At 60.2% G+C, this 22,524-nt stretch carries 17 protein-coding genes; 4 read left to right on the forward strand and 13 right to left on the reverse strand.

The window, feature by feature from the left end; translation table 11 throughout:
* The first annotated feature begins 1,311 nt into the window (after window positions 1-1,311).
* From Q1L50_RS10800 to Q1L50_RS10815, 4 genes are all read left to right on the forward strand, one after another.
* Window positions 1,312-3,072: an asparagine synthase-related protein gene (locus Q1L50_RS10800; protein WP_300338437.1), complete on the forward strand. Its 1,761-nt coding sequence runs from the start codon at window positions 1,312-1,314 to the stop codon at window positions 3,070-3,072.
* A gap of 281 nt (window positions 3,073-3,353) precedes the next feature.
* The gene (locus tag Q1L50_RS10805; RefSeq protein WP_300338439.1) at window positions 3,354-4,484 is read left to right on the forward strand and encodes a CapA family protein; all 1,131 of its coding nucleotides are present in this window, start codon (window positions 3,354-3,356) and stop codon (window positions 4,482-4,484) included.
* Window positions 4,485-4,603: 119 nt separating this feature from the next.
* Window positions 4,604-4,837, forward strand: a complete 234-nt coding sequence (locus tag Q1L50_RS10810; RefSeq protein WP_300338442.1) for a hypothetical protein — start codon at window positions 4,604-4,606, stop codon at window positions 4,835-4,837.
* Window positions 4,838-4,995: 158 nt separating this feature from the next.
* The gene (locus tag Q1L50_RS10815) at window positions 4,996-5,874 is read left to right on the forward strand and encodes an AAC(3) family N-acetyltransferase (RefSeq protein ID WP_300338444.1); all 879 of its coding nucleotides are present in this window, start codon (window positions 4,996-4,998) and stop codon (window positions 5,872-5,874) included.
* A gap of 40 nt (window positions 5,875-5,914) precedes the next feature.
* Here the strand turns inward: Q1L50_RS10815 and Q1L50_RS10820 are convergent, their stop codons facing one another.
* The 13 genes from Q1L50_RS10820 to Q1L50_RS10880 form a co-directional block, all read right to left on the reverse strand.
* The gene (locus Q1L50_RS10820) at window positions 5,915-7,156 is read right to left on the reverse strand and encodes an acyl-CoA reductase (RefSeq protein ID WP_300338447.1); all 1,242 of its coding nucleotides are present in this window, start codon (window positions 7,154-7,156) and stop codon (window positions 5,915-5,917) included.
* Window positions 7,153-8,232, reverse strand: coding sequence for an acyl-protein synthetase (locus Q1L50_RS10825; RefSeq protein WP_300338449.1), 1,080 nt, complete (start codon window positions 8,230-8,232; stop codon window positions 7,153-7,155). The genes Q1L50_RS10820 and Q1L50_RS10825 overlap by 4 nt, the downstream gene beginning before the upstream one ends.
* Window positions 8,229-9,623 carry an AMP-binding protein gene (locus Q1L50_RS10830; RefSeq protein ID WP_300338452.1) on the reverse strand — a complete coding sequence of 465 codons (1,395 nt, stop codon included), beginning with the start codon at window positions 9,621-9,623 and terminating at the stop codon, window positions 8,229-8,231. The genes Q1L50_RS10825 and Q1L50_RS10830 overlap by 4 nt, the downstream gene beginning before the upstream one ends.
* 2 nt (window positions 9,624-9,625) lie before the next feature.
* The gene (locus Q1L50_RS10835) at window positions 9,626-10,375 is read right to left on the reverse strand and encodes a glucose 1-dehydrogenase (RefSeq protein ID WP_300338454.1); all 750 of its coding nucleotides are present in this window, start codon (window positions 10,373-10,375) and stop codon (window positions 9,626-9,628) included.
* Complete coding sequence (locus Q1L50_RS10840) at window positions 10,372-10,563, reverse strand: acyl carrier protein (RefSeq protein WP_300338513.1); 192 nt, start codon at window positions 10,561-10,563, stop codon at window positions 10,372-10,374. The genes Q1L50_RS10835 and Q1L50_RS10840 overlap by 4 nt, the downstream gene beginning before the upstream one ends.
* A 151-nt stretch (window positions 10,564-10,714) precedes the next feature.
* On the reverse strand, window positions 10,715-11,812 hold the full coding sequence (locus tag Q1L50_RS10845) for an acyltransferase (protein WP_300338457.1): 1,098 nt from the start codon (window positions 11,810-11,812) through the stop codon (window positions 10,715-10,717).
* A gap of 314 nt (window positions 11,813-12,126) precedes the next feature.
* Entirely contained in the window at window positions 12,127-13,314 is a 1,188-nt protein-coding gene (locus Q1L50_RS10850) for a hypothetical protein (protein ID WP_300338460.1), read from the reverse strand.
* A gap of 271 nt (window positions 13,315-13,585) precedes the next feature.
* Window positions 13,586-14,563: a polysaccharide deacetylase family protein gene (locus Q1L50_RS10855; RefSeq protein WP_300338462.1), complete on the reverse strand. Its 978-nt coding sequence runs from the start codon at window positions 14,561-14,563 to the stop codon at window positions 13,586-13,588.
* On the reverse strand, window positions 14,560-15,882 hold the full coding sequence (locus tag Q1L50_RS10860) for a putative O-glycosylation ligase, exosortase A system-associated (protein WP_300338465.1): 1,323 nt from the start codon (window positions 15,880-15,882) through the stop codon (window positions 14,560-14,562). The genes Q1L50_RS10855 and Q1L50_RS10860 overlap by 4 nt, the downstream gene beginning before the upstream one ends.
* A 740-nt stretch (window positions 15,883-16,622) precedes the next feature.
* Window positions 16,623-18,008 (reverse strand): AMP-binding protein, encoded by a 1,386-nt coding sequence (locus Q1L50_RS10865; protein ID WP_300338468.1) that lies wholly within the window; start codon window positions 18,006-18,008, stop codon window positions 16,623-16,625.
* A 78-nt stretch (window positions 18,009-18,086) separates the two neighbouring features.
* Window positions 18,087-19,280 (reverse strand): TIGR03087 family PEP-CTERM/XrtA system glycosyltransferase, encoded by a 1,194-nt coding sequence (locus Q1L50_RS10870; RefSeq protein ID WP_300338470.1) that lies wholly within the window; start codon window positions 19,278-19,280, stop codon window positions 18,087-18,089.
* A gap of 70 nt (window positions 19,281-19,350) precedes the next feature.
* The gene (locus Q1L50_RS10875) at window positions 19,351-20,562 is read right to left on the reverse strand and encodes a TIGR04063 family PEP-CTERM/XrtA system glycosyltransferase (protein WP_300338471.1); all 1,212 of its coding nucleotides are present in this window, start codon (window positions 20,560-20,562) and stop codon (window positions 19,351-19,353) included.
* Entirely contained in the window at window positions 20,559-22,499 is a 1,941-nt protein-coding gene (locus tag Q1L50_RS10880; RefSeq protein ID WP_300338473.1) for an XrtA/PEP-CTERM system amidotransferase, read from the reverse strand. Before Q1L50_RS10880 ends, Q1L50_RS10875 begins: the two co-directional genes overlap by 4 nt.
* Window positions 22,500-22,524: the final 25 nt, after the last annotated feature.

Consider the following 22,524-nt stretch of genomic DNA (forward strand, 5'->3'; position numbering starts at 1 on the left):
AAGAACCTCGTCCAGATTAAACCAAACCGGTCATCCCCCAGAAAATTCACGCAAAAGCCACATTTATCACATGCTTACAAGAACGGGGTATGACTTTGTTCTGATACGTTGAGAGCATTGGATAGTGGACGCGTCCACAGGGCTTCATGAGCGTTGGCACTGAACTTTTTCCCCTGATCCCTCAACGCTCACGGAAGTTGACCCACCGTTGGCACGCGCCAACACCCAGGTTTTGCCTCGGAGCGGAGACAAGGGGCTGCGGTTTTTACATCCCGGCGCAGAGCACCCTCGACCCCTTGTAGAGGCAAGTGCGCGCTGGAATGGCTGTGCGCGGCATTCTCGCGCGCACAACCATGACAATTGGGCTGGTCCGGTTTTGTGAGCAAGAGTGGGGCAATTCCTGAGCGCGTCAAGGCTGAGCCGGGGTTCCACTTGCTCGGGGCTCTACTTGTCGGTTTACCCCTACCGGGTTAGCAGGTGATTGGTGTTGCCCATGACGGGCGCCGTTGCTATCATCCGCACCCTCTCGCCATGAACGGATCAACCGTCCTGCCGGGTTGGGGCGCGAAAGTATGTCGTCGATCGGGGAACGCCCTTTGATCTGCCTAGCTGCGTGCAACTATGTGCGCGATCAGATGGCGAGGTCGAAGCTCGACTAGCGCCCGCCGTGAGGTGCCGCGTGCACATGGCCAATTTAGGCGCTCAACACACAACACCCGTGCCATTTCAGCAGTTCCCTGGGGCCAACGTCAAGATTGACAGCACTTGACATGAGTACATATACTCACCGTCGCGCCTGATCGCGCCCCTCGCAGGCTGTCGGACTTTCCGAAAATTTAATTCACGTGTGGAAACAACTACTTAAAAAGCGATCATGATTCGCAGCGGCCGCCAAATAATGCGTGTCGCATTTTTTTGAGTTAGTTTCGCCGAGAAGTCTGGCTCACAACGGTATAAATGGCCGAGATGTCTGACAATAACGCTAGCAAATCACCGTGTTGCATATAGCATAGCCGAGATTCTTAAGTCCAACTGCCTGCTAAATTCTTCTCTCTTGAAATGGAGTGGCTTGACAAGATGGGGTTGTGGCTCACCCGTGGGCGGATTCAACCGGTATTTGGCCGCCGGAGAGAAGCATGATCTAAGAAGCGCTATCGCTCTGGAGCGACACTCGTCACCTTGCTTTGAAAGTAAGGGACGCCTCAGTGCTTGCGCGATCGTCACTTCCCAAAATCTTAATGTGGTGCTTTCGTCGTAGGAGCCCGATTGCTTCCGTTGCGGGTTCTATCTTGATACCGATGAGGAAAACAGTTGACAGTTCTAGCAGGATTTTTTTATCGGGGCCAGACGGCGGGCAGTGATCAGACCCTTCGCGCCGATCTTGTCGCAACTCTGTCCAGAAATCCAGCCGATCGAATTGAAGAGGTCCAGTCGGGCCGTTGCTTTCTTGCCAAGATCGACATCGGCGCCTTTGGCGCGTCAGGTGTGTGTCGCGGCCCGGATGGGGCCACGACCATGCTTGTTGGCGACCCCATCGGCGAGCAGCGCGCTGCCGATCCTGCCCGGACGAGGGCAGCGGACGCACAAGAGATTCATCAGGCGTTACTAGTTGGCAACCTCACCCCACTGAGCACGTCGCGCGGAGCTTTTTGTGTCGCTCATCACGACGAAGCACGAGGTCGACTGATTTTAGCCACTGACCGTGCTGGACTACGCCCCATGTATTTCTGCAATGACGGGGAGCATGTCGTTTTTGCGACGGCGCTGCGCATTCTCGAAAGCATTCCGTCGGTACGGAAAGTTCTTCACCTCGCCGGATTCGCCGATCTTGTGCATTTCGGCACGGAGCTTGGTAACCGGTCCCCCTACTTGGGCATCAAGAGGCTGCGAGCCGGCGAAATGCTGGTGGTAGGAGAACGAGAAACCAAGACTTCTTTTTACTGGAAGTGGGACGATCTCCAGGAGTCGTCGGAGTCCCCTGATCGCTTGGCGCAAACCGGTGCCGACGTCGTGGCAGAATCTGTGTCCGTGCGGACCGGCACCATACGGTCCACAACGTCGATGCTTACGGGAGGCCTCGACTCGCGCGTGATCGTGACCCTCCTGCGAGAGCGGGGTATCGATGTTCGGTCGATCAATTTCTCCATTGCCGGCTCACAGGACCAGACGTTCGCCCGCCAGTTCGCCGAACTCTCTGGCACACAGCATGAGGAGCGGCCTAGTCCGCCGGGCACATCTTATCCGGATATGTCAGCTCTGCTGGTCAAGCATCTTCGAAGTGGGGACGAGAATCATCTCAAGAATCCCGGGCGACTGGTTTGGCACGGGTTCGACGGCAGCTTTACTCTGGGTTATGTTCACGTACTGCCTCAAATCGTTTCTCTACTCCGCGACAATCGTACCAGAGATGCTGCTGAATCATACCTCCGACACAAGCGAATCGTCTGGCCTCGTAGCACCAAGGCGCATTACGCTGCGCGCTTTGGTGCGCTGGCGAAGGAAGCGATCGAGAGCGGTTTCTCCGATAGCCACTTCCCGGATCCAGGCCGGCGATTCTATCACTTTCACTTTTCACAGGAAGCCCGCGCACTGATGCGTGGGCATTTTGAGGACATTGATTTATCGCGAATTGAATATTTGACGCCATTTTACGATATGAAGCTGATTGAGTTCATGCATTCGGTTCCTATCGAGTATGCCTTCAACCATGACTTCTATATGAAGGTGGTTTCTAACTACCCGGAATCGATGTTGTCATTGCCTTGGCAGACCTACCCTGGTCATCAACCCTGTCCGTTGCCGATTCCGAGAGAACTTGAAGGTCGAACGCAGTGGGAAAAGGGTAGGGTCGGCGCCGCTGCCCGTTTCCGCAGCAAGCTGAGCAACCAGCGCGGATGGGAGATTCTGACCGCAGGTGAATTTCCGCACGAAATCATCTCGCGCTTGCAATTCAGTTTTGCGTATTTAGTGCAATTTTTGCTTTCGAAGGACTACACTTATGCAACGAAAATGATTGGGCTGCTGCAGCGACACTTGGCGATTGCCGGGGGCCACCTGGATGATCCGATCTGAACTGATTCTCGGATCGTTTGCGTCCGCGTTCGCTGCCGCTGTTTCTCTGCTTGTTTTGCCGGCTGTTCTACGGCCCCCGCTGACGGTGCCGACAGTCATTTCGAGACGAGTACGTTTTTGCTAGTCGGGGCTGCGGGAAATAATGGCGCTATTTTGCACAATTGTAATCTCCGCTTGTCTCTGTATCGATTGTGTATTGTAGCGCTCCGACTTCTCAGGATGGCCATCAGGCTTGAGGCCGCGATCGCAAAGCAACTCGCAACAATCCACAGGATGTCGTGATGAATAATCAGGTTTCCGCTAAGGCTGACATTGCGCAGATCCGTATCGGCTTCGTTGGCGACTTCGGACTTGGTACTGCCCATACTAAACTTCTCGCGGAACTTGGGGATGAAGTGCTGCACTCCGAGGTGCTGGCACTACTTTCGAGTGTCGATCTTCTGATAGGGAATCTTGAATGCACAATTCAGGATCGGGATGCGAGTGGGGAGCTTACCGCCAATCTGTTTGTTGCGTCCAGCGTTACGACCGCATTGGTTCGCGTCCCTAATCTACATCTATGTTTGGCCAACAATCATATTGCTGACTACGGTCTCTCTGGACTAAAGTCCACACTCGATACCCTGTCAAGAAGCGCCATTCCGCATTTCGGTGCCGGTTGTACTTACGCAGACGCAGTGTCGCCGCACGTTGTAGACGTGCGCGACCGAACCGTCGGCTTCGTTTGCGGGGCGGAGTTCGCGTACGCTAATGCCACTGCTCACAGATTTGGCTCGGCGCCGATGGACATGGCCCGTCTGGTGCACCAGGTCCAATCCCTCAAGAAGCGCTGTGATTTCGTTATTGTCATCCTTCATGCAGACCAGGAATTCGTTGATCACCCGTCACCACGACGGGTTCGCTTCTCACGACGGCTTGTAGATTGCGGCGCCGATGCCGTCATTCAGCATCATCCCCATGTTGTTCAGGGCATGGAGACCTATAAGGGCAAGACGATCGCTTATTCGCTAGGTAACTGGGCATTTGCGATTGGAGAGTACCAAGGCGGATATCAGCAGACGCGCTATGGTGCTTTTCTGGCTTTGGAGTTGGGACCGGTGGTACAGGCCGCAACCGTCACTCACGTCGCAATTGACCATCAGTTCCATCGGCCCGCTGAGCTCTTACCGGGTGAAGTGCGCTCGCAGGTACAGCGCTTGGAAGAACTGTCGGCGGATCTGAAACGTCCGCAGGTACTGCGCGGCTCTTGGCGGACGACTTGTCGGCTTGCGCTGTTGGACGAGGCAATGGGCTTATATTATATGTTGCGGAAGAATGGTCCCTGGGCCTGCGTCAAGAGGATACGCCATCTGGTCGCCGAGCCGCTGTTCCGTCACCAACTACTCGGCGTCCTCACCCGTGGTTGGCTATAAGCGGCTTGTGTGGGCCAAGCCGCATTGCCAACCACTTCGGGCAAGTTCAGGACTGCAACGCCGGTGCTCAGAAGCACAGGAGCCGGAGTCTCCAGAGATTTCGCTAGACGAAACAACATGTGCCGACCAAAATCAAAGATGGTTCGCGGCTTCGGCTTGTTGGGATACGGTCACTCACGGTAAGTATCAGTCTGGGACACTTTCCGCTTATTATCGAGCAGGAGATTCTGCTGAATGAGATCAATGCAGTCCGCCAATTCAAAACTCTCGGGGTGCCCCACCGCATCTACGAGGTCTCCGGTCTCTCTTTTGCCGCGTTGCCCGCCGCGCTCATTGGGACGACGCCCGCATGACGCTGGCACGACTGCGCGCTACCATACGTCGGGGGAATATCAATGACTTACCAGCGCGGGAGATACAAGTATCTGAACTCAGTCTACAAATCGCGTCTTCCCTTGATGGTAGCGGCTAGCGAAATCAGATTTCACAGCAAGACGGCGGCGCGCCCGGCATGAATATGTCAAACGCCCTTTCCGGCCTGAAGCAAACCGTGAAGTCCTTCGTTCATCGCGCGCGGCGCACCTACTTCAAGACCTTCCGTCGATTCGACGCCAACGATTTCCGGATTGCTCTAGAGGCTACCGGGCTGCGGCCGGGCGCGCGGGTCATGGTGCACAGTTCGGTCGACCGTTTCATCGGTTTCGCGGGAACGCCGTTGGACGCCCTCCGGGTCATTCAGTCCGTGGTCGGTGAGAGCGGAACGATCATGATGCCGACCATGCCGTTTACCGGACTGGCCAGCGACTATGCGAAGTCAGAGACTTTCAACGTTCGTCGCAGCCCGTCGCAAATGGGGATACTGACTGAGTTGCTGCGCCGGATGCCGGCGACCGTGAGAAGCATACACCCGACTCACCCGGTCGCGGTATGGGGACAAGACGCCGAAGAGATCGCCGCCGGTCATCCTGCCGCCAGAACACCTTGCGGCAGTGGTTCGCCTTTCCACGAGTTGCTAACCAGAGGCGGCAGCATCCTCCTGATCGACGTTGACATCCAGGCAATGACTTTCTTTCACACGCTGGAGGAACTCTACGAGGACAAGCTGCCGCACTCCCCGTTCACCACGGAAGTCTTCCAGCTCGCGAGCATTGACCGTAACGGCACCCGGATTCCGACGGAAACAAGGCTTTTCGACTCAAGGGTTGCCCGGATTCGCGTCCTTCGCCGACTGATCCCGCCCCTCAGGAGCATGGGTGCCTGGCGCGAGGCACGCGTGGGCGGAGTCCGACTGGTTCTGCTCGACTGCGAGAGCATAAGGCTGGCGTATCTTGGCCTATGCGATAGTGGCGTCCACTGCTACGACTTTGCTCGACTGGCTGCGGCTCGCTGACCCCTGCCACGCCGCTCCGCGCGTTCCTGCCGCCGGAAGATCAGCGCTTGCGCGCGCGCGGCGTGATGATGTGAATGTACCGCCCAAACGACATGAGCATGTCGTGCCCGTCCCAGAAGCGGCCGAACTTCAGGGCCTGACCGATCGGCACGATACGCTCGACGCCGCGCGCCATCAGCATGCCGGCAAGATTTTCAAGTTGTCGCCGGGCGAAACCGAAATACGAAATGGTCTGGTCGCGGCGGGTGATGAAGGGAACCAGGTGCTCGAGGCTCTCGACCGCAGCTTCGAAGAACAGGCCGCCGCCACAGTGTTCGCGCGAAAAGCCGTCGAGGCTTGACACCACCAGGCGCGTGAAGTACCGGCCATGCACATGCGCCGACAGGGCCTGATCTGCTGCCACTTCGCACGAGAAACCAAGGCGCCGCACACTGACAGCCGGTTGGGCCATGTAAGCCCGGCGCTCAAGCTCGCCTTCGAGGCCGAGCCAAAATAGACTTGATGCCGCCGCAACGTCGTTTTTGCCGCCACACCATACAACCAGGCGTGGTGAAGAGCAGGCCATCTGGTCGAACCAGAATGCATCGTTGAAAAAATCAGCCGCTATCGCCGGGCGGTCGGCTTCGGCGAGCGCCAGGTAGGCGCCGGCGTCGAGGGCGGCCAGCGAGTATCGGTCGGGGAAGACAAGTTCCACGGCATGGGGCGGCAAGGGTGTCGCTCGTATCGTGCGCACGGTGTTGTCGCCACCCCAGACGACGCGGCAATCGCACAGCGCGGTCAAGGCAGCGTTGATCTCAGCGTCGTGGCCGTAACGGACGACGCTGACCAACCCCTCGAACGAACCGCCCGCGTCGATCTGGCGCCCCAGCAAGTCGACCAGAATATCCGTTTGCGGCGACGGTCGGTCCGAGAGTCTGATGATGTTGGTGTTGCCCATCAAGGCCGCGAGGACCAGCGAATAGACGAAAATGGTGTCCACGTTGCCGGGAGGAATATGAAATACCGTTCCGCGGGGCATCACCACCGTATCCGCTGGCACCGCAGCGTGAAACTCCGCCCGCAGCCGCTCCAGCTCGGCCGGCCTCATCCAGTACGCCAGCGCTGTCAGCTCGGGATAGCGGGACGCTTCGCGGCTCTGGAAGATGGCGCGCGAAAAACGACCAAAGAATTCGAGGAGGTCCGCTGCAAAGGGTGTCCGCTCCCCGTGCAGGCCCCGATGCCGGCGCGCGAACTCTTCGACGTCCATCACCCCCGACGCCGGGATTACCGCATTCAGTTTCATCCGCCCACCGTCGCCGCCAACACATCGCTGCAGCCGCGAAGCTCCGCGCGGGGTATCCTGCCGATCACCGAAAACGCCTTGCCCAATCGCCCACTCTGCGGATTATCGACATGGTGGATAATCCCCAGATCTTCGGTAAGCAGCGAATGTCCCGGGTACGAGAGTGGCAGCGCGCTGCACACCTGGATCAGCCCGGGCTCGCCGACCGGCAGCACTTCCAGCGTCAGCGGATCGCGAATGATCACGTCCGCGAAATTGGGCGCGTAGAGCAAGCCGTCGTCGCCTTCGAGATAGACGCTGCCCACCTGCTCGACCATGCCGTAGAAATTGTAGATTCTCTTCAGGCCCGTGGCCTCCCGAAAGCGACGTCTGAACTCGCCGTTGTCCACCGCCTGTTCCACCAGCTTCTTCCATCCGCCGCTGTGCACCAGAATGCCATTCGAGAGATCAATCAGCAGCGGCGCGATGACCTCGAAAAAGCGCTGCCAGACGAGGTAAGTGAAGCCGAAGATGAGAAAGGGCTCCTGACCATGACGTTCCAGGAACTCACGCAGCCCGTCAACGCTGAGCCTGGCGTCGTCATCGAGGGCATAGAAGTGCTGGCGGCCGAAGGTAAGCATGCCGAGCAGTCCGGCCGCGCGGGCGTTGAACTGGCGCCGGTCCTTGACGATCCCGTCGCTCTCCACGAGGATCATCGGCAGGCGCCGGCCGCCGAGGACATGCGTCATGATCCGGCTTAGCGCCAGTGTCTGCCTGCGTGCCGTCTCGCGGTCGAGAAAGATCCGGCTCGGGACCTGGCCGGTGGTCCCGCTCGAATGCATGATCTTGAAGACTTCGCTCTCCGGGATGCTGCGCAGGGTCCGCGTCTTGAACAGGCTGACCGGCAGGAAGGGCACATCGGCCGGAGTCTCGATCTGGCGACCGCCCGCGAAGATGAGGTCGACAATTTTCCGGTAGTCTGCGCACGCCGACCGGTGGCGTTCGGTCAGTTCGCGAAGCTGCGCACCGAGTACCCGGTCCTTGTCCGCCTGCGGCAGACTGAACTGGGGCGCGGCCAGAAGTTCGTCGAAGTTCATGCCAGCCTGGACAGCGTCGGATAGTCGATCTTGCCGTTCGCCAGCGTCGGCAGCTGCTCGATGCGGCGAAAGTCGAAGCCGTGATGGCTCATCCCGAGGCGAACCGACAGACGCGTTTTCGCCGCCTCCAGCTGCTCCGGCGCGTCGAACTCGCAGAAAACAACGATGCGATCCTTGCCCTCGACCGCGGCTGCTGGACCGTAATCAATCACCATGGCCTCGATGTCGTCGAGATTCAGCCGCAAGCCAAATACCTTGGCGTCACGTTTGGCGCGTCCCAGCACGTACAGGAATCCGTCGTCGTCCAGGTAGCCACGATCGCCAGTCAGCAAGCGCCCGAGCAGATCATCACCCCGCTGCAGGTCGGTGCGTTGCAGTGCGTATCCCATCATGACGTTCGCACCACGGTACTCGATCTGTCCCGGCGAACCGTTTGGCAACGCGTCCCCTGACTCGTCGAGGATACGCAGCTCACCCCCCGGCAGTGCCTTGCCGACGGACCCCACTTTGCCTGCCAGGAGTTCGGCGTCGAGGATGGTCATGCGCGCAGTGGCCTCGGTTGCCCCGTACATGATCCAGAATTCGCCGCTGCGGGCGGTGATTGCCTGGTGCATGTCGGCGATAACGGCGTCATCAAGCTTGCCGCCCGCTTGCGTAAACCGCAGCAGCGTGGGGACGTTGAGCTGATCCAGGCGCAAGCGCCGCAGCATCATGTAGGTATAGGGAACTCCCGAGAACGAATTGATCCCGTGCTCCCGGATCGCATTCCAGAACGGCGCCTGCAACAGCGAAGCCGTACTGAGCATCAAGCTGGCACCCGCCTGCAGGTGACTGTTGATCACCGAAAGACCATACGAATAGTGCATCGGCAGGTGCGCGACCGCGCGGTCGGAGGGCTCGATGCGCAGCGTCCTGGCAATCGCCTCCGCATTCGCCGTCAGATTGCTCCGCGAGAGGCGGACAAACTTGGGGCTGCCGGTTGTTCCCGAGGTTGGCAGCAGCACGCACAGATCCGGGTGCAAGGGCTCAGGAGTGGCGTTCTCGGCTGACCATAGCCCGTTTCCGGCAGCGCCCACGTAGCCCGACTCGGGGTCCACGCCCAGCACGAAGTCGGGCCGATACGATTCCACCAGCCCGCTTCGAAGTTCGACACTCAGATCCGCATTGAGCAAGGCCACGACATGCCGGGACTCCAGCAGGGCGAGATACCAGAACAACGAGTCCACCTCATTGCGGGCAAACAGGAAAAACAGTGCCCGAGGGAGATCCGCGATCACTCGCAACCGGAGCGCCACCTCCTCGTGCAGCTGCCGATAGCTCCAGGAACGTCCGGTGGACGCACAGATCACGGCCGGCTCGCCGCTACGGGTGCGGTTTTCGAGATCAAACATCGTCAGACGACCATCCCGCCGTCGATGCCAAGGATCTGTCCGGTGACGTACGAGGCAAGGTCGGAAGCGAGAAACAGGATGCCTCCGGCAACGTCGTCCGCGCTTCCGGCACGCCCCATCCCGATGGAGTGAATCACGGCATCGCGCTTCGCCGGGTCGAGGGCGCGCGTGAGATCGGTGTCGATAAACCCTGGCGCAACGGCGTTGACACGGATGTTCTTGGCTGCCAGTTCTTTCGCCGCGGCAAGCGTCATGCCGATAATCGCCGCCTTCGACGCGCCATAGACCGTCTGCCCGGCAAACCCGACGCGTCCGATGATCGAACTCAGGTTGATGATGGACCCCGACTTGCCACGGCTCATCAGCCTCGACGCTTCCTGCAGGTGCAGGAGCGCCCCGGTCACGTTCACCGACCAGACGCTGGCCACCAACTCCGGAGTGACCATCCCCAAGCGCGCGTCCCGCATGACCCCGGCGTTGTTGACCAGCACGTCGAGCTTTCTGAAGGTCTCGAATATCTGCCCATACAAGGCTTTGATCTGTCGGGGATCGCCAGCGTCGGCGGCAAGGGCGTATACCTCGCGACCAGTGGCGGCCTCGAGCTCCGCCCGCCGCTCCTCGAGCCCGCCATCCGCGCCCCTGGCATTGAGTATCACACGAGCCCCGGCGGAGGCGAATTTGGCAGCGGTAGCCCACCCGATGCCGCGCGTCGAACCGGTAACCAGACAGACCCGCCCTTCCAGTGAAATCATGTGGTCACGCCGTGCTTTGCCAGGATTTCTCGGGCCTTCGCAAAGCTGCTCATGTCGATCACGTCATCGGTATCGATCATGATGTCAAACTCGTCCTCGAGCGCGGCGATCAGCGCCATGTGCGCGACCGAATCCCACCCCCGTGTTTCTCCGTAGATCAGGGCATTCCAGTTGGAATTCTCGGGCAGGTTGAACGCGGTACGAAATACACTTTGCAGTCGATCTAGCAACGATGGCACGAAACGGTCTCCCAATGATTTAACGAGTCTTGAAACACATGATACCTTATCGGCGCGGCCTCTGACCGAGAGCCTGCCAATTCGACGGCAGCTTCGGCCGTCAGCGGCCGGCAAGCCGGCGCAGATAAATACGCGCCGGCTTCTCGACGTGATTGTAGGTCCAAAGCGTTGTCGCGGCAACGACGAGAAACGACATGCAAAGCCATGCCAGACTGAGCGCCGGACTGGCATCAATCCCATAGCGGGTATAGTCGAGTGGCAAGAAGCACAATTCGAGAACAATCATGTGCACCATATACAGCGAGTACGAAATTTCGCCAAGATACACGACCGGCCTCAGGCCAATAAATCGCGAAACCGCGCCCTGTCCCATGGCCAGCGACAGGATAAGTAGCGCAACCGCAGGAAGAGCGGCAAACGAGGACCGCCAGAAAAAAAGAGCACTCAATAGCCAAACAACGCTTATCCATTCCAGCGCTCGCCATGGCCAGCTTTCCAGTTTTCCAGACCGGTACGCTACATAAACAAAGCAGCCCGCGACGAAACTGAAAAAAGTCCGGATTACGCCAAAGTGGTACGTTGAATAGGTGCTCTCCAATCCCAGCAGGCGGAAGGATACCACAAGCAGCAATAGCGACAGCGCGGCACAGATCAGTGCTCGAACGCCCCATTGCAACCGTGAGAGCAGATACGCGATCAGCGGGAACAGCAGGTACATGAACCATTCCGTGCTGATCGACCAGGCGAGAATGTTCCACGACTCATTTGGCGCCCACCCCCACGACTGCACCAGAAACAGATTGGCAGCGAAAAGATCCAAGCCAAAGCGCGGCCGGCCATCCATCGGCTTTCCAAGCGCGACCGTAAAGAAAAAGAAAGCAACGACAATCGCAAGAGTGAACAGATGCACCGGATAGATTCGTGAGAAACGCAAGTAAATGAACGCGCCTGTCGCCTGCCAGGTCATTTTCCGGAAATCCTGCAGATGCACATGGCACAGTATGAATCCGGAAAGCATGAAGAATATATCGACGCCATACCATGCCAACTCGAAAAACGCGATATCGGAAAAGCCGGTACCGGCGTAAAAATGCGTCCGCGCATGCCACATTACTACCCACAGCGCCGCGATTCCGCGCACGCCCGTCAGCGCGGGAAGGCGCTCAGCCGGCTTGGTCACATCAACAATAGCGGACAATTACTCGCTCCAGAAAATCATGTTCACGATGAGTTCAGTGACTCATCACAGGTTTCCAAGTGCATTCAAAATGACATAAACCCACAAACGATACGACGCATTGCCCTGCGCAATGCCCCCGCCGCGAAGGAGCGTATGGTGAAATCCGCTGCCCCAGGCACGCAAGTTGCAAACTCCATAACCCTCAGATTATCGCTAAATATAGTGCGAACCACGAAATGCCCTTACGCCGCGGGATCGCGCCGAGACCAAGAAATCGGGCTGACTGCCAGACGCTAGACATTCGAGCGCTCCTTGGCATGGATTGCCCCGAGCTAGTCCGGTTGGCTGGTCAAGTCAAGTTCGAGCAGGTTGGCATCAATGCAGAACTTGGCAGCCCAGTTGAGGTACTCCCAGCGACCGTAATCGCCATTGACCGGAAACGAGCCCTTGACTCCACCGCGAGTTTCGACCGGGCCGTCAATGCTGATCGTACGGCGAACATAACGCGTCGCGCGCTTGCCTGCCGCCAGATAATTGGCATTTCCGGTCAGGCGGTAGAGCAGGAACAGACAGTGGGCGATCTGTACGGAGCCGGTAAGACATACGAAATCGACCGCCGGTTTGAAGTTTCGGTCAAGCCTGCCGGCGAGGTAGCCGTCGCCATCGATCCTGTCGACTAGACTGTCAGCCGTGCGAACCGCCGCAGCCAATAGATCGGCCCGACCGGAAAACAAATGGCCTTCAATGACTCCCCGGAGAACATAGCCGATGGTGTGCGTCAGGGGCCTGTCGGGGTCCGACAGGCAATTCGATGCGAACCAGCCGTTCGCCTGTTGCTTTCCGATGGCCCAATCCACCTGGCGAAGGCCGGCGCTGCCGTAACCCTTGCCCGGGGCAAGCCGGTCGGCTTCGAAAAGACCCCAGGCGACATGCGTTTCATAGGCCTTTTCACCGGGCGCGGCAAACGGCGTCGGGTGCTTGCGCCAACAACCGTCGGGATCGAGCGAATCGCGCAGCCACGCCGCCGCCGAGTGCATCGCCTCCATGTACCGTGGGTCATTGTATTGGTCCGCACCGGCAGCCAGGCCCATCAGGATCTGACCGGTGTTGAAGGTGACCGGCACGCGCGGTAGCGAATCGACAAGCCCGCCCTGGAACCCGCCTTCGGGAAACTGGATGGCAACGCACCAGTCCAGCATTCGTCGCGCTCTCGCATGAAGGTCAGCGCTGCCGCGGCGCCGAGCGAGCTCGATGATCGTGGGAATGATGTAGCCGGTGGTTTCCGGGTAGGAGGTCGCCCAGCCCTTGGTCAGGCTGTAATGGCGGGCGACGCCGCCGTCCGCCGATGCGGAGTGGTCCTGGGCAGCACACAGCCACCCCGCACACGCCTCAATGACGGCGTCGGGACCTGGATCGGTCGCCGCGAGACCTTGGCGATCCTTCTCCATTTCGATCCTGGCGGCTGGAGAAATCCTGGGTGGTGACAACTTGCGCTTGATGTTTTCGAGCAGGCGGATCATTGATACCTCTTGAGCATGGTAGGCAGAAATGCCGCTGATGAAGCAGCCTCTTTGCTTTTGCGAAACGCCATCGAGTGGCAGACCAACTTGCGACACGAGCGACCCATCGGGATGCAGATGTCGTTTCGCGCCATCCGGGAATCCCCGACCCGCACGCAATCCACCCTGGACGTAAACACCGCCCGGCGCGGCGTGATCGCGGCAGGGCGAGCCGGTGCAACAACCAACGGCAGTCCGCCGATAGCCATTCCACGATCAGGCTTGACCAGCATCACGAGGCCAATTGCGCGGATCGCAAGCGCGAATTCTGTAACAGGTTTCTGGCAAGCCTGGTCCCGAAACGAAAGCGGGTTCGATCCCACGGGGTGAAACGAGGCAGTTGCATCAGGTCACTTTGCGCATCGGCCACGCCCCACGCTGTCGTTACCGCCGCGTCAAAACCCAGGTCGCGGATAATTTCGGCGTCCTCCGCGCGATAGTCGACATCCGGTTTTCCATTGGGATAAGCAAACAGGCCAACGCGCTCCTGCAGGAGCGATTCCAGGAATCGCTTGCTCTCGGTAACCTCGGCCCTTACGTCGTCGGGTTGCAGCCGGGCGAGAATGGGGTGCGTAGCCGTGTGTGCACCAATCGACATGCCCGCGCGGCGCATTATCCTGACCTGTTCCGCGCTCATCATCAGATCCGGTGGTAATCGTGCGCCCGACACCGCAGCAATGTAATCAACGACCCTGAGACGTTCCCGGGAACCGCGATACTTGACATCGCTCAGAATGCCGATAATCGCCTGGCGAATGGCATTGGCCGAAGTCAATTGATGCACCCCAAGCCCCTCGCGCGAAAGATCAAGACGGGACTCTTGGCAACGGCGAACGGACTCAATAATAGTGTCATTCCACATCCGCCCACCATCAAGATAAGCCGTGGCAATGAAAAACGTCGCTGTCAGACCATGGGCCTGGAGAATCGGCATGGCGACCGTACAATTATCCGCATAACCGTCGTCGAAAGTGATTGCCGCCGCCCTCGGTGGCAGCGTCCTCTCCTTCAGCCGAACAACGGCCTGTTCGAGGGGGAGAACATTGAACCAGTCCTTGATCCAGCCAATGGTTCGATCAAAATCAGCCGCATCGAGATCCCAGTTCAGAACCGGGTCTCGATGCGCGAGCACGCGATGAAAAATCAGGATCGACAATCGTCCGGACCGCCCACCAGGTGACAAAACACCCGCTATTGATTTCACGATCATACCGGTGCCCGCGACGCTTTGACCGGCAGGTCCGATGGTTTGCCGGCACTCGCGGACCCGAGCGCACCGACCGCCGCCGGTTTCCAGCCGCTTTCGCGCAACCAGCGCTGCGTGACGACGAGAATGACCATGATGTTGTAGGGCAAGTCGAAATACGCGAGACTCAAAAAGGCGCCACCTGCCAGGTAACCAACCAGCGAAACCTGGAACATTCCGGTCAGGTGAAAAACCCAAGCCACTCCAGGTTGCCCCCTTGTTTCTCTCCTCAGCTTTCCGGCCAGACGAAATGTCAGCCCCCAGATCAATAGAAACAGAACTAGCCCAACATAACCATGCTCTCCAAGTACTGAGAAATAGATGCTATGTGCGGCGAAGGCATTTCTCCAAGTCTCCGGAGCGTACAGCGTGTAAGTAAGTGCGTTATAAATTTCATAACCGCCGCCAGACAACCGGTGATTCGCCAAATTAAAGCAAAACTGCCATGCAATGAGTCGATCTTTTGCGGAATTGTCCTCCTCGTACGTTGTTATCGTTGCCATACGGTTACTCCACGAATCCGGCATGAACGAAATCAAGCCTATCGCGACGGCGACAACTACTATGCCGACCAGCCCTTTTCTATTTGAGCGGTACCAAAACACCGAGCCCATGGCCGTAATCGCCAGCAGCGCCCCCCTCGATTGTGATCCCAATGCAGAAACAGCAGACAACAACATCAACATTAACAGACCGAAACGCACCCACCGATGGGTAGACACCACACGCAAGTAATACATCATCGGGATAACCATGATCGTAGCAACGGCGAGCGCGTTGTTATCCCAGAAAAATGAGTCCTCCGGGCCCCACACACGGTATTCCCCGCCGGTCGTAATCGTAAACAACCCACCCTTGAAACTGTAATAACCAACCGACAGAACGTTGACCCAAATGAATAGCTCAATATGCTTTCGTTCATGCAGAGCCATCAACGCCACGGCTGTCATGAGCTGAATCTTCAAGACCTTGTTGAGCTGATCCCATGATCCTAGAGGATTTATGGCAAATGCCGTGGTCAGACACATCCATACGACAAATAGAACCAGGACGATAACGGGAGGCGACCACGGCATGCGCAATTTGTCGCGCGTGAAGACCAACGACAGGAGCGCCGCGCCCGCAGCTACAGCGGCAACTGGCAGTGTCGATGCAAAGCCAAAAGCAAGTCTGTGGGGGTTCATGATGCTGATCCAGGTCCACAACATCACGGCGACCCAAGTATGACGAAGAGCGAACGGCAAGGCCCCCAGAATAATGCCGACAAGCAGCAAATCACGCATTTACACTTTCCTTAACACGCCCACGACTCCCCGCACTAGAGCTTTCACGCCCACCATTGCCTGCTTCCCGTGGAAACTGTGACACGACAACTGCAGATGCACTGGGAGCGGTGGTGACGCCTAGCAAGGTCGAAGTTTGTCCTTTGCGAGTACCTGACGTCGCCTAACTGGGCCAGACGCGCACCGCGCCTCTCGCATCCGGCTGGGAAGGATTGGCCGGAACTCAAGACAGCCGATCAAATTCCGGTCGTACAACCAGAGTTCAGATAAGCGAGCCCCCTCGAATCGTGTTTCCCGCGCATGCCGAGCGCTAGCGCAAGCAGGGGAGTCGCTGGTGGCGCGATTTATCGCTGCACCAGACAGCAAGTGAGGTGGGGCCAAGCACGCAGCCTGCCCACCACCACTCGCTGCCGTCGAGAACCTGCCTCTTGTTGTCAGCCACCGTCAAGACCTCCACATCATCATCGATGAAACCCAACAAGTTATCTGACACCCCGCACGAACTACTGGACGCGCGCGATCACCGAAGTAGACTTTAGTGCGCCAGATCATAACCCACATTCCCTGACAGCCTGAACCGCAGTCACTCCCTGCCTTCTCGTGCGATCGGCCAAGACCCGTTTGGACCACTTCGACCGCTTCGGCCACCCTGCTCGCCTGCCATCCAGAATAGGCTCGTGGCGCGCCGGCAGCGAGGAACTGCGTCACGCTTTGCCCATCGAGCCGGCACTGCGCCACTTTCAAACCGCGGCCCCCCCGCCCTGTGCCACATGCAGCTGGCTGACCTTGCTCACCACATAGCGATACTTGCCGCTGGCCTCGGCTTCGATTGCTTCCGGATATTCGATGTCGAGTCGTACGCCCTCGCCAAGCCTGGCGCGAAAAGCCGCGCGGATCTGCTGCTCGGCCGACGACTGCTGAAAGCTGCCATCCCTCACCAGTTGCAAGCGACAATGCTGCAGCGTCTCCTGGATTACCTTGAAGCCGTTGACCCCGGGCATGTCGCGCAGGACGATGGCGATCGCCACGGCGAGGACGATCGAGCCGTCTTCCGCCAGGAGCACATCGTTGGTTCGGCCACGCACCTCTTTGAGCAAGGGCAGGCCGCGGCCGCAGGTGCATGGACGGTCGTCGAGCACCGCCAGATCGCCGTTCCTGTAGCGGACGAACGGAAAGCCGGTGCTGTACAGATGGGTCACCAGCACTTCGCCGGGTACGCCCGGTGGCAAGGGCCGGCCCTGCGCGTCGACGACTTCGACGATGATGTCTTCAGCGGTGATGTGCATTCCGTCACGGGGGCAGGCGTGGGCGATGAATCCTGAATCGCGGCCGCCATAGCCGTTGGCGACGGGACAGCCGAAGACCCGCTGCATGACGTCTGTCTGATGCGGATACAGCGTCTCGGCCGTGCAGAAGGCGACCCGAATGCCGAGATCGTTCAGACGGATTCCCTGCTGCTCTGCACGCTGGGCGATCAGCGTCATCGACGACGGATAGCCGAACAGCATCCGGGGCGCAAAGCGGCGAATCTCGGCGATAAAGCGATCCATATCGGTTTGCGACATCGCCGTCGCCGGCAGCAGCCTGCTGCGCAGCAGGCAGTCGCGCAGTTGCTTGACGCGATCCTGCCGGGTCAGTTCGATCGGGCTGGACCAGATCACCAATTCCCGGTCGCCGATGTCGACATCCCACCAGCGCGTCGCCCGCCACTTGGCAGCGACGTCGTGACTGATGCGGGTGTTGCTGATGTTGAAACGCAGCGGATCGCCCGTCGAGCCGGTGGTCGAAAACAGCCTGACCGGTTCGGGCAGCTCGGAACGCAAGCGCTCGAACTCGCTGCGGATAATGTCCTTGGTCAGCAGCGGCAAGCGCGCCAGATCGCCGATGCCAGAGATCGTGGCCGGATCGAAATCGAGCGCGCGAAAGAGATCGCGGTAGTACGGCACATGGGCGGCGCACTCGCCGAGGAATTGGCGCAGCCGGTCAAGCTGCAGAACCCGAATCGCCTCCGGCTCAAGCCACTGACTGCGCTCCAGCGCACCCTTGACGGCGACCGTGCTGTGCTTCTTCAAGTGCTCGTGCAGCGGGAACAGCAGCTTCGCCGCAAACGATGTGTAGACCCCCATCAACTCCTCCGCGTGGCCATCGAGACCGCATGTCCTGATCAGGGCCTGACGACCGAATGCGTCAGGCCGGGGCGATCACTACCGGTCCAGGTGACGATCGATGCTCGACAGGTGGGCGTCCCAGCCATACCGCGCGACGACCTGCTGACGGGCGGCAATGCCCATTGCCGCCGCACGTTCCGGCGCCCGCAACAGCGCCTCGACTTGTGAAACGTACTCGGGGACGCTGCCGGCGGTCAGGAAGTCGCGCCCGGCAACGGCGTCGACGGCGGCGGCGCACTCCTGCGAAGCAACGACCGGCAAGCCCATGGCCATCGCTTCGAGAACCTTGTTCTGAATTCCGCGCGCCAGGCGAAGCGGCGCGACGACCGCCGCGGCGTGCTGCAGGTACGGGCGGACGTCGGGGACCGTCCCGGTGACGACGATTTGCGCACTGGCCAGCGCCTGGACGGCGGGCGTCGGGCTGCGTCCGACAATGTAGAAGCGAAGCCTGGGCCAATTCAGCCGCAATTGCGGCAGCATTTCGGCCGCGAACCAGCTTACCGCGTCGATGTTCGGCCAGTAGTCCATGGCGCCGGTGAATACCAGCGGCAACTCGTTTTCGCCGTACGGTGACGGCAGCGCATGGGCAGGCGAGAAGTAGTCGGCGTCGACCCCGTTGCACATCGCTTCGAGCCGGCCGTCGCACTCCGGAGCCAGCCGGCGAAACAGATCGGTCTCGTTGTCGGTGACGAAAAACGATCTTTCGGCTTCCATTGCCACCGCACGCTCGAAAGCCAGCAGGCGCTCGCCTTCGCGCCGGTAGAGCCAGGACATCGGCCAGCGGTGATTGGCCGCATACTGGGTCCACTTCGCCGAATCGACGTCAACAAAGTCGACCAGCTTGCGCAAGGCCGGGCGACCCCGGACATAACTCGCCATCACCGAAGAGAAGATCACCGCCGCGTCGATCGGCTGCTCGTTCAGCGTCCGCTCGACCCACGCCTGTAGGCCGGCGTTGCGATAGTAGGGGAGCGTCAGCGCCTCCCGGCCGAGCAGACCGCGCAGACTCAGGAGCCGGGCAATGCGTGGCGACAGACGGGCAATGTGCAGGCCGGCGCAATACCGCGACACCGTATCGACATGAACCTCGTCCTGCGGGTCGTCGATGAAGGTGCCGAGGAAGACCCGGTGGCGAGCCGCCAGATGCTTCAGCAGGTGATACGAACGAACCTTGTCACCCTTGTTCGGGGGATACGGCAAACGGTGTACGAGATACAGGAGATTGGCCATGCTATCGCTCAAACGGTGTCAGGCAAGTATCCGGGCCGACGCGAGACAGCGCGGCAATGGTGCGTCGCGATCAAACGGCGGCACTGCGGCCAAACCGGCCCAGGGCCAGGCGATAGGCCTCGCGATAGCGCGCAACACTGGCCACCCAGGTGCGCTCGACCTCGACGAAGCGCCGCGCCTGCGTGCGAATCTGCGGCCAGGACTGGCGCCGCGAGAGGATGTCCTCGATCGCCGCTTCCAGCGCAGCGGCATCGCCGGCGCGAAACAGAAAGCCGGTTTCGCCGTGGCTGATCAACTCCCGGTGCCCGCCAACGTCGGAGGCAACGAACATCCGTCCCTGCGCCATCGCCTCGAGCGGCTTCAGCGGCGTGACCAGTTCGGTGAGGCGCATCGGCAAGCGCGGGAAGGCCAGCACGTCGATCAGTTCGTAGTAGCGCTGAACGTCGGCGTGCGGCACACGGCCGGTGAAAATGACCTGATCCTGCAGGCCGGCGGCCACCACCTGCGCCTTGAGATTGCTCTCCTGCGGCCCGCCGCCAACCAGCAGAACGCGCAACTGCGGATGCCGGGGCAACATCCGCCGTGCCGCCTCGACCAGCAGGTCAAGGCCTTCATAGCCGTAGAACGAGCCGACGAAGCCAAGGACGGTCGCACCATCGAGTCCCAGCGAACGACAAAGCGCCGGATCCGGCTCGGCGCCGAAGGCGAACAGGCCAACGTCCACCGCGTTCGGGATCACCGTGATGCGATCCGGCGACAGGCCGCGCTGGACGATATCGCCACGCAGGCCCTCGCAAATCGTCGTCACCTGATCGGCACGGCGAAGCGCGAAAGTCTCCATCGCCCGCGAGACCCGGTAGCGCAAGCCGCCTTCGACCGTCGACCCGTGATCGACCGCGGCATCCTCCCAGAAAGCGCGGACCTCATAAACGACCGGCAAACGGTGACGGCGGCCGACCCACAGACTGGGCAGTGCGTTGAGCACCGGCGAATGGGCGTGGATGATATCCGGCTGCGTCGCCCGGACGACCTGGTCGAGGCGGGCAGCGGTCAACCGCATCTGGGAAAACAGGCCGGTGCCGACGGCGCTCGGCGTGCGATGGAAAAGCCAGCCCTCGACATCCTCGTGCAGCACGCTCCCGGCCCCCTGTTTGGGGGTCGTCAGGTGAACGGTCTGCCAGCCCAGCGCGCGCTGCTGGCGCAGGATCGCCAGGGTGCGGAAGGTGTAGCCGCTGTGCAGCGGCAACGAGTGATCGAGGACATGCAGGATCCGCAGACTCATCGCGATCCCTGCAGCTCGGCGACAATCGCCGGTTGATCGAGCGGAGCGTCGAGCACATTGCGCAGGAAGGCCTCGAACATCAGCACCGTCCACAGCGGCGCGCTGTAGTCGCGCGCACCCGATTGATGGGCATCGACGAGATGCCGCAGATAATCCTGATTGAACCAGCCGGTGGCTGCCAGGCGCGGGCCGAGCACCGCTTCACGCACCCGTTCCTTGAGCGGGCCGCGAAACCAGCGTGCCAGCGGCACGGCAAAGCCCATTTTCGGCCGATACAGGATGTCGTTCGGGAGGCTGGGCTCCATCGCCTTCTTCAGCAGAAACTTGCCTTCCTTGCCGCGCACCTTGAGTTCGGACGGCAGCGTTGCCATCCATTCGACCAGTTGGTGATCCATCAGGGGCTCGCGCACCTCCAGCGAGTGAGCCATGCTGGCGCGGTCGACCTTGGTGTTGATGTCGCCAACCAGATAGGTCTTGAGGTCCAGGTACTGGATCAGCGCCAGCGGATCGTCGGTACCCGCCCGTCCGGCATGATGGCGAAAGACGTCCTGGGCGCTGTAGCCGTCGATTTCGCTCCGAAAACGATCGGTGAACAGTTGCGCGCGCATCGGCCCGCGCATGATCGAGACCGAATGGAAGTAGGCTTCGACCGAGTCCCTGGCCAGACCTTCGAAAGTCGTCTTGGCGCGAAAGACGCGCGGCGCCCAGTCGGCTTTCGGGTACACCCGACCGAGCAGACCGAAGACGCCCCGCCGCACGCTGTGCGGCACCGCCGAGCGCATCCGCTCTTCCATCAAATGCAGCCGATAGCGGCGATAGCCGCCGAAGGTCTCGTCGCCGCCGTCGCCCGAGAGAGCTACCGTCACGTGCTTGCGGGCCAGCTGGCAGACCCGGTACGTTGGAATGGCCGAGCTGTCGGCATAGGGTTCGTCGTACAGCCTGGCCAGGGTATCGATCAGGTCGAAGTCGTCGCTGGCCACCGTTTCGCTGTGATGATTGGTGCGATACTGGTCGGCGATCTGTTGCGCGAAAACGGCCTCGTTGTAGGCCGGATCATCGAAGGCGATCGAGCAGGTATTGACCGGATCGGCCGAGAGCCCGGCCATCAGCGCGACGACCGCGCTCGAATCGACGCCGCCGGAGAGAAATGCGCCCAGCGGCACTTCCGCAATCATCCGCAGGCGAATCGACTCGCTGAGCTTGTCGTTGAGCTGCGCGCACGCCTCCTCGACCGTGCACGGGCTGGCCAGACTGAAGCGCAGGTCCCAGTATTCCTTCGGCTCGGCAACCGGCTGGCCGCGACGCAGGGTCAGGGTATGCGCCGGCGGCAGCTTCCGGGCCTGACGAAAGATCGTTCGCGGTTCGCACACGTAACCCAGCGCGAAGTACTCTTCGACGGCCAGCGGATCGATGTCGCGCGCCAGTCCGCCGTGCGCCAGCAAGGACTTGAGTTCCGAACCAAAGAGGAAGGTGCCGTCCGGCAGCAAGGCGTAGAAGAGCGGCTTGACCGCCAGCCGGTCGCGCGCCAGAAAGAGCGTCTCCTGGTTGCGGTCCCACAGGGCAAAGGCGAACATGCCGCGAAAGCGGCGAACGCAATCCTCGCCCCAGGCCTCCCAGGCGTGGACGATGACCTCGGTATCGCTGCGCGTATGGAAGACGTGGCCAAGAGCCTGCAACTCGGGGATCAGCTCCTGATAGTTGTAGATTTCGCCGTTGAACACCACGCAGACGCTCTGATCCTCGTTGTACAGCGGCTGCTGGCCGGTCGACAGGTCGATGATCGACAGCCGCCGGTGACCCAGACCCACGCCCGCTTCGACGTGCAGCCCGCCTTCGTCCGGGCCGCGATGGTGTTGCGATTCGTTCATCCGCGTCAGCACCGCGCGATCGATCTCGCGCCGGCCACGGGTATCAAACATTCCGGTAATGCCGCACATGGTTTCGCTCAAGCTCCTTGGTGAA

This window comes from Accumulibacter sp., from assembly GCF_029255145.1.
Taxonomy (GTDB): domain Bacteria; phylum Pseudomonadota; class Gammaproteobacteria; order Burkholderiales; family Rhodocyclaceae; genus Accumulibacter.

Coding starts and splice junctions, on each gene's coding strand:
- Q1L50_RS10805 (WP_300338439.1), top strand. CDS start 3,354: ATGAATAATCAGGTTTCCGCTAAGGCTGACATTGCGCAGATCCGTATC.
- Q1L50_RS10815 (WP_300338444.1), top strand. CDS start 4,996: ATGAATATGTCAAACGCCCTTTCCGGCCTGAAGCAAACCGTGAAGTCC.
- Q1L50_RS10820 (WP_300338447.1), bottom strand. CDS start 7,156: ATGAAACTGAATGCGGTAATCCCGGCGTCGGGGGTGATGGACGTCGAA.
- Q1L50_RS10825 (WP_300338449.1), bottom strand. CDS start 8,232: ATGAACTTCGACGAACTTCTGGCCGCGCCCCAGTTCAGTCTGCCGCAG.
- Q1L50_RS10830 (WP_300338452.1), bottom strand. CDS start 9,623: ATGTTTGATCTCGAAAACCGCACCCGTAGCGGCGAGCCGGCCGTGATC.
- Q1L50_RS10835 (WP_300338454.1), bottom strand. CDS start 10,375: ATGATTTCACTGGAAGGGCGGGTCTGTCTGGTTACCGGTTCGACGCGC.
- Q1L50_RS10850 (WP_300338460.1), bottom strand. CDS start 13,314: ATGATCCGCCTGCTCGAAAACATCAAGCGCAAGTTGTCACCACCCAGG.
- Q1L50_RS10855 (WP_300338462.1), bottom strand. CDS start 14,563: ATGATCGTGAAATCAATAGCGGGTGTTTTGTCACCTGGTGGGCGGTCC.
- Q1L50_RS10860 (WP_300338465.1), bottom strand. CDS start 15,882: ATGCGTGATTTGCTGCTTGTCGGCATTATTCTGGGGGCCTTGCCGTTC.
- Q1L50_RS10865 (WP_300338468.1), bottom strand. CDS start 18,008: ATGGGGGTCTACACATCGTTTGCGGCGAAGCTGCTGTTCCCGCTGCAC.
- Q1L50_RS10870 (WP_300338470.1), bottom strand. CDS start 19,280: ATGGCCAATCTCCTGTATCTCGTACACCGTTTGCCGTATCCCCCGAAC.
- Q1L50_RS10875 (WP_300338471.1), bottom strand. CDS start 20,562: ATGAGTCTGCGGATCCTGCATGTCCTCGATCACTCGTTGCCGCTGCAC.
- Q1L50_RS10880 (WP_300338473.1), bottom strand. CDS start 22,499: ATGTGCGGCATTACCGGAATGTTTGATACCCGTGGCCGGCGCGAGATC.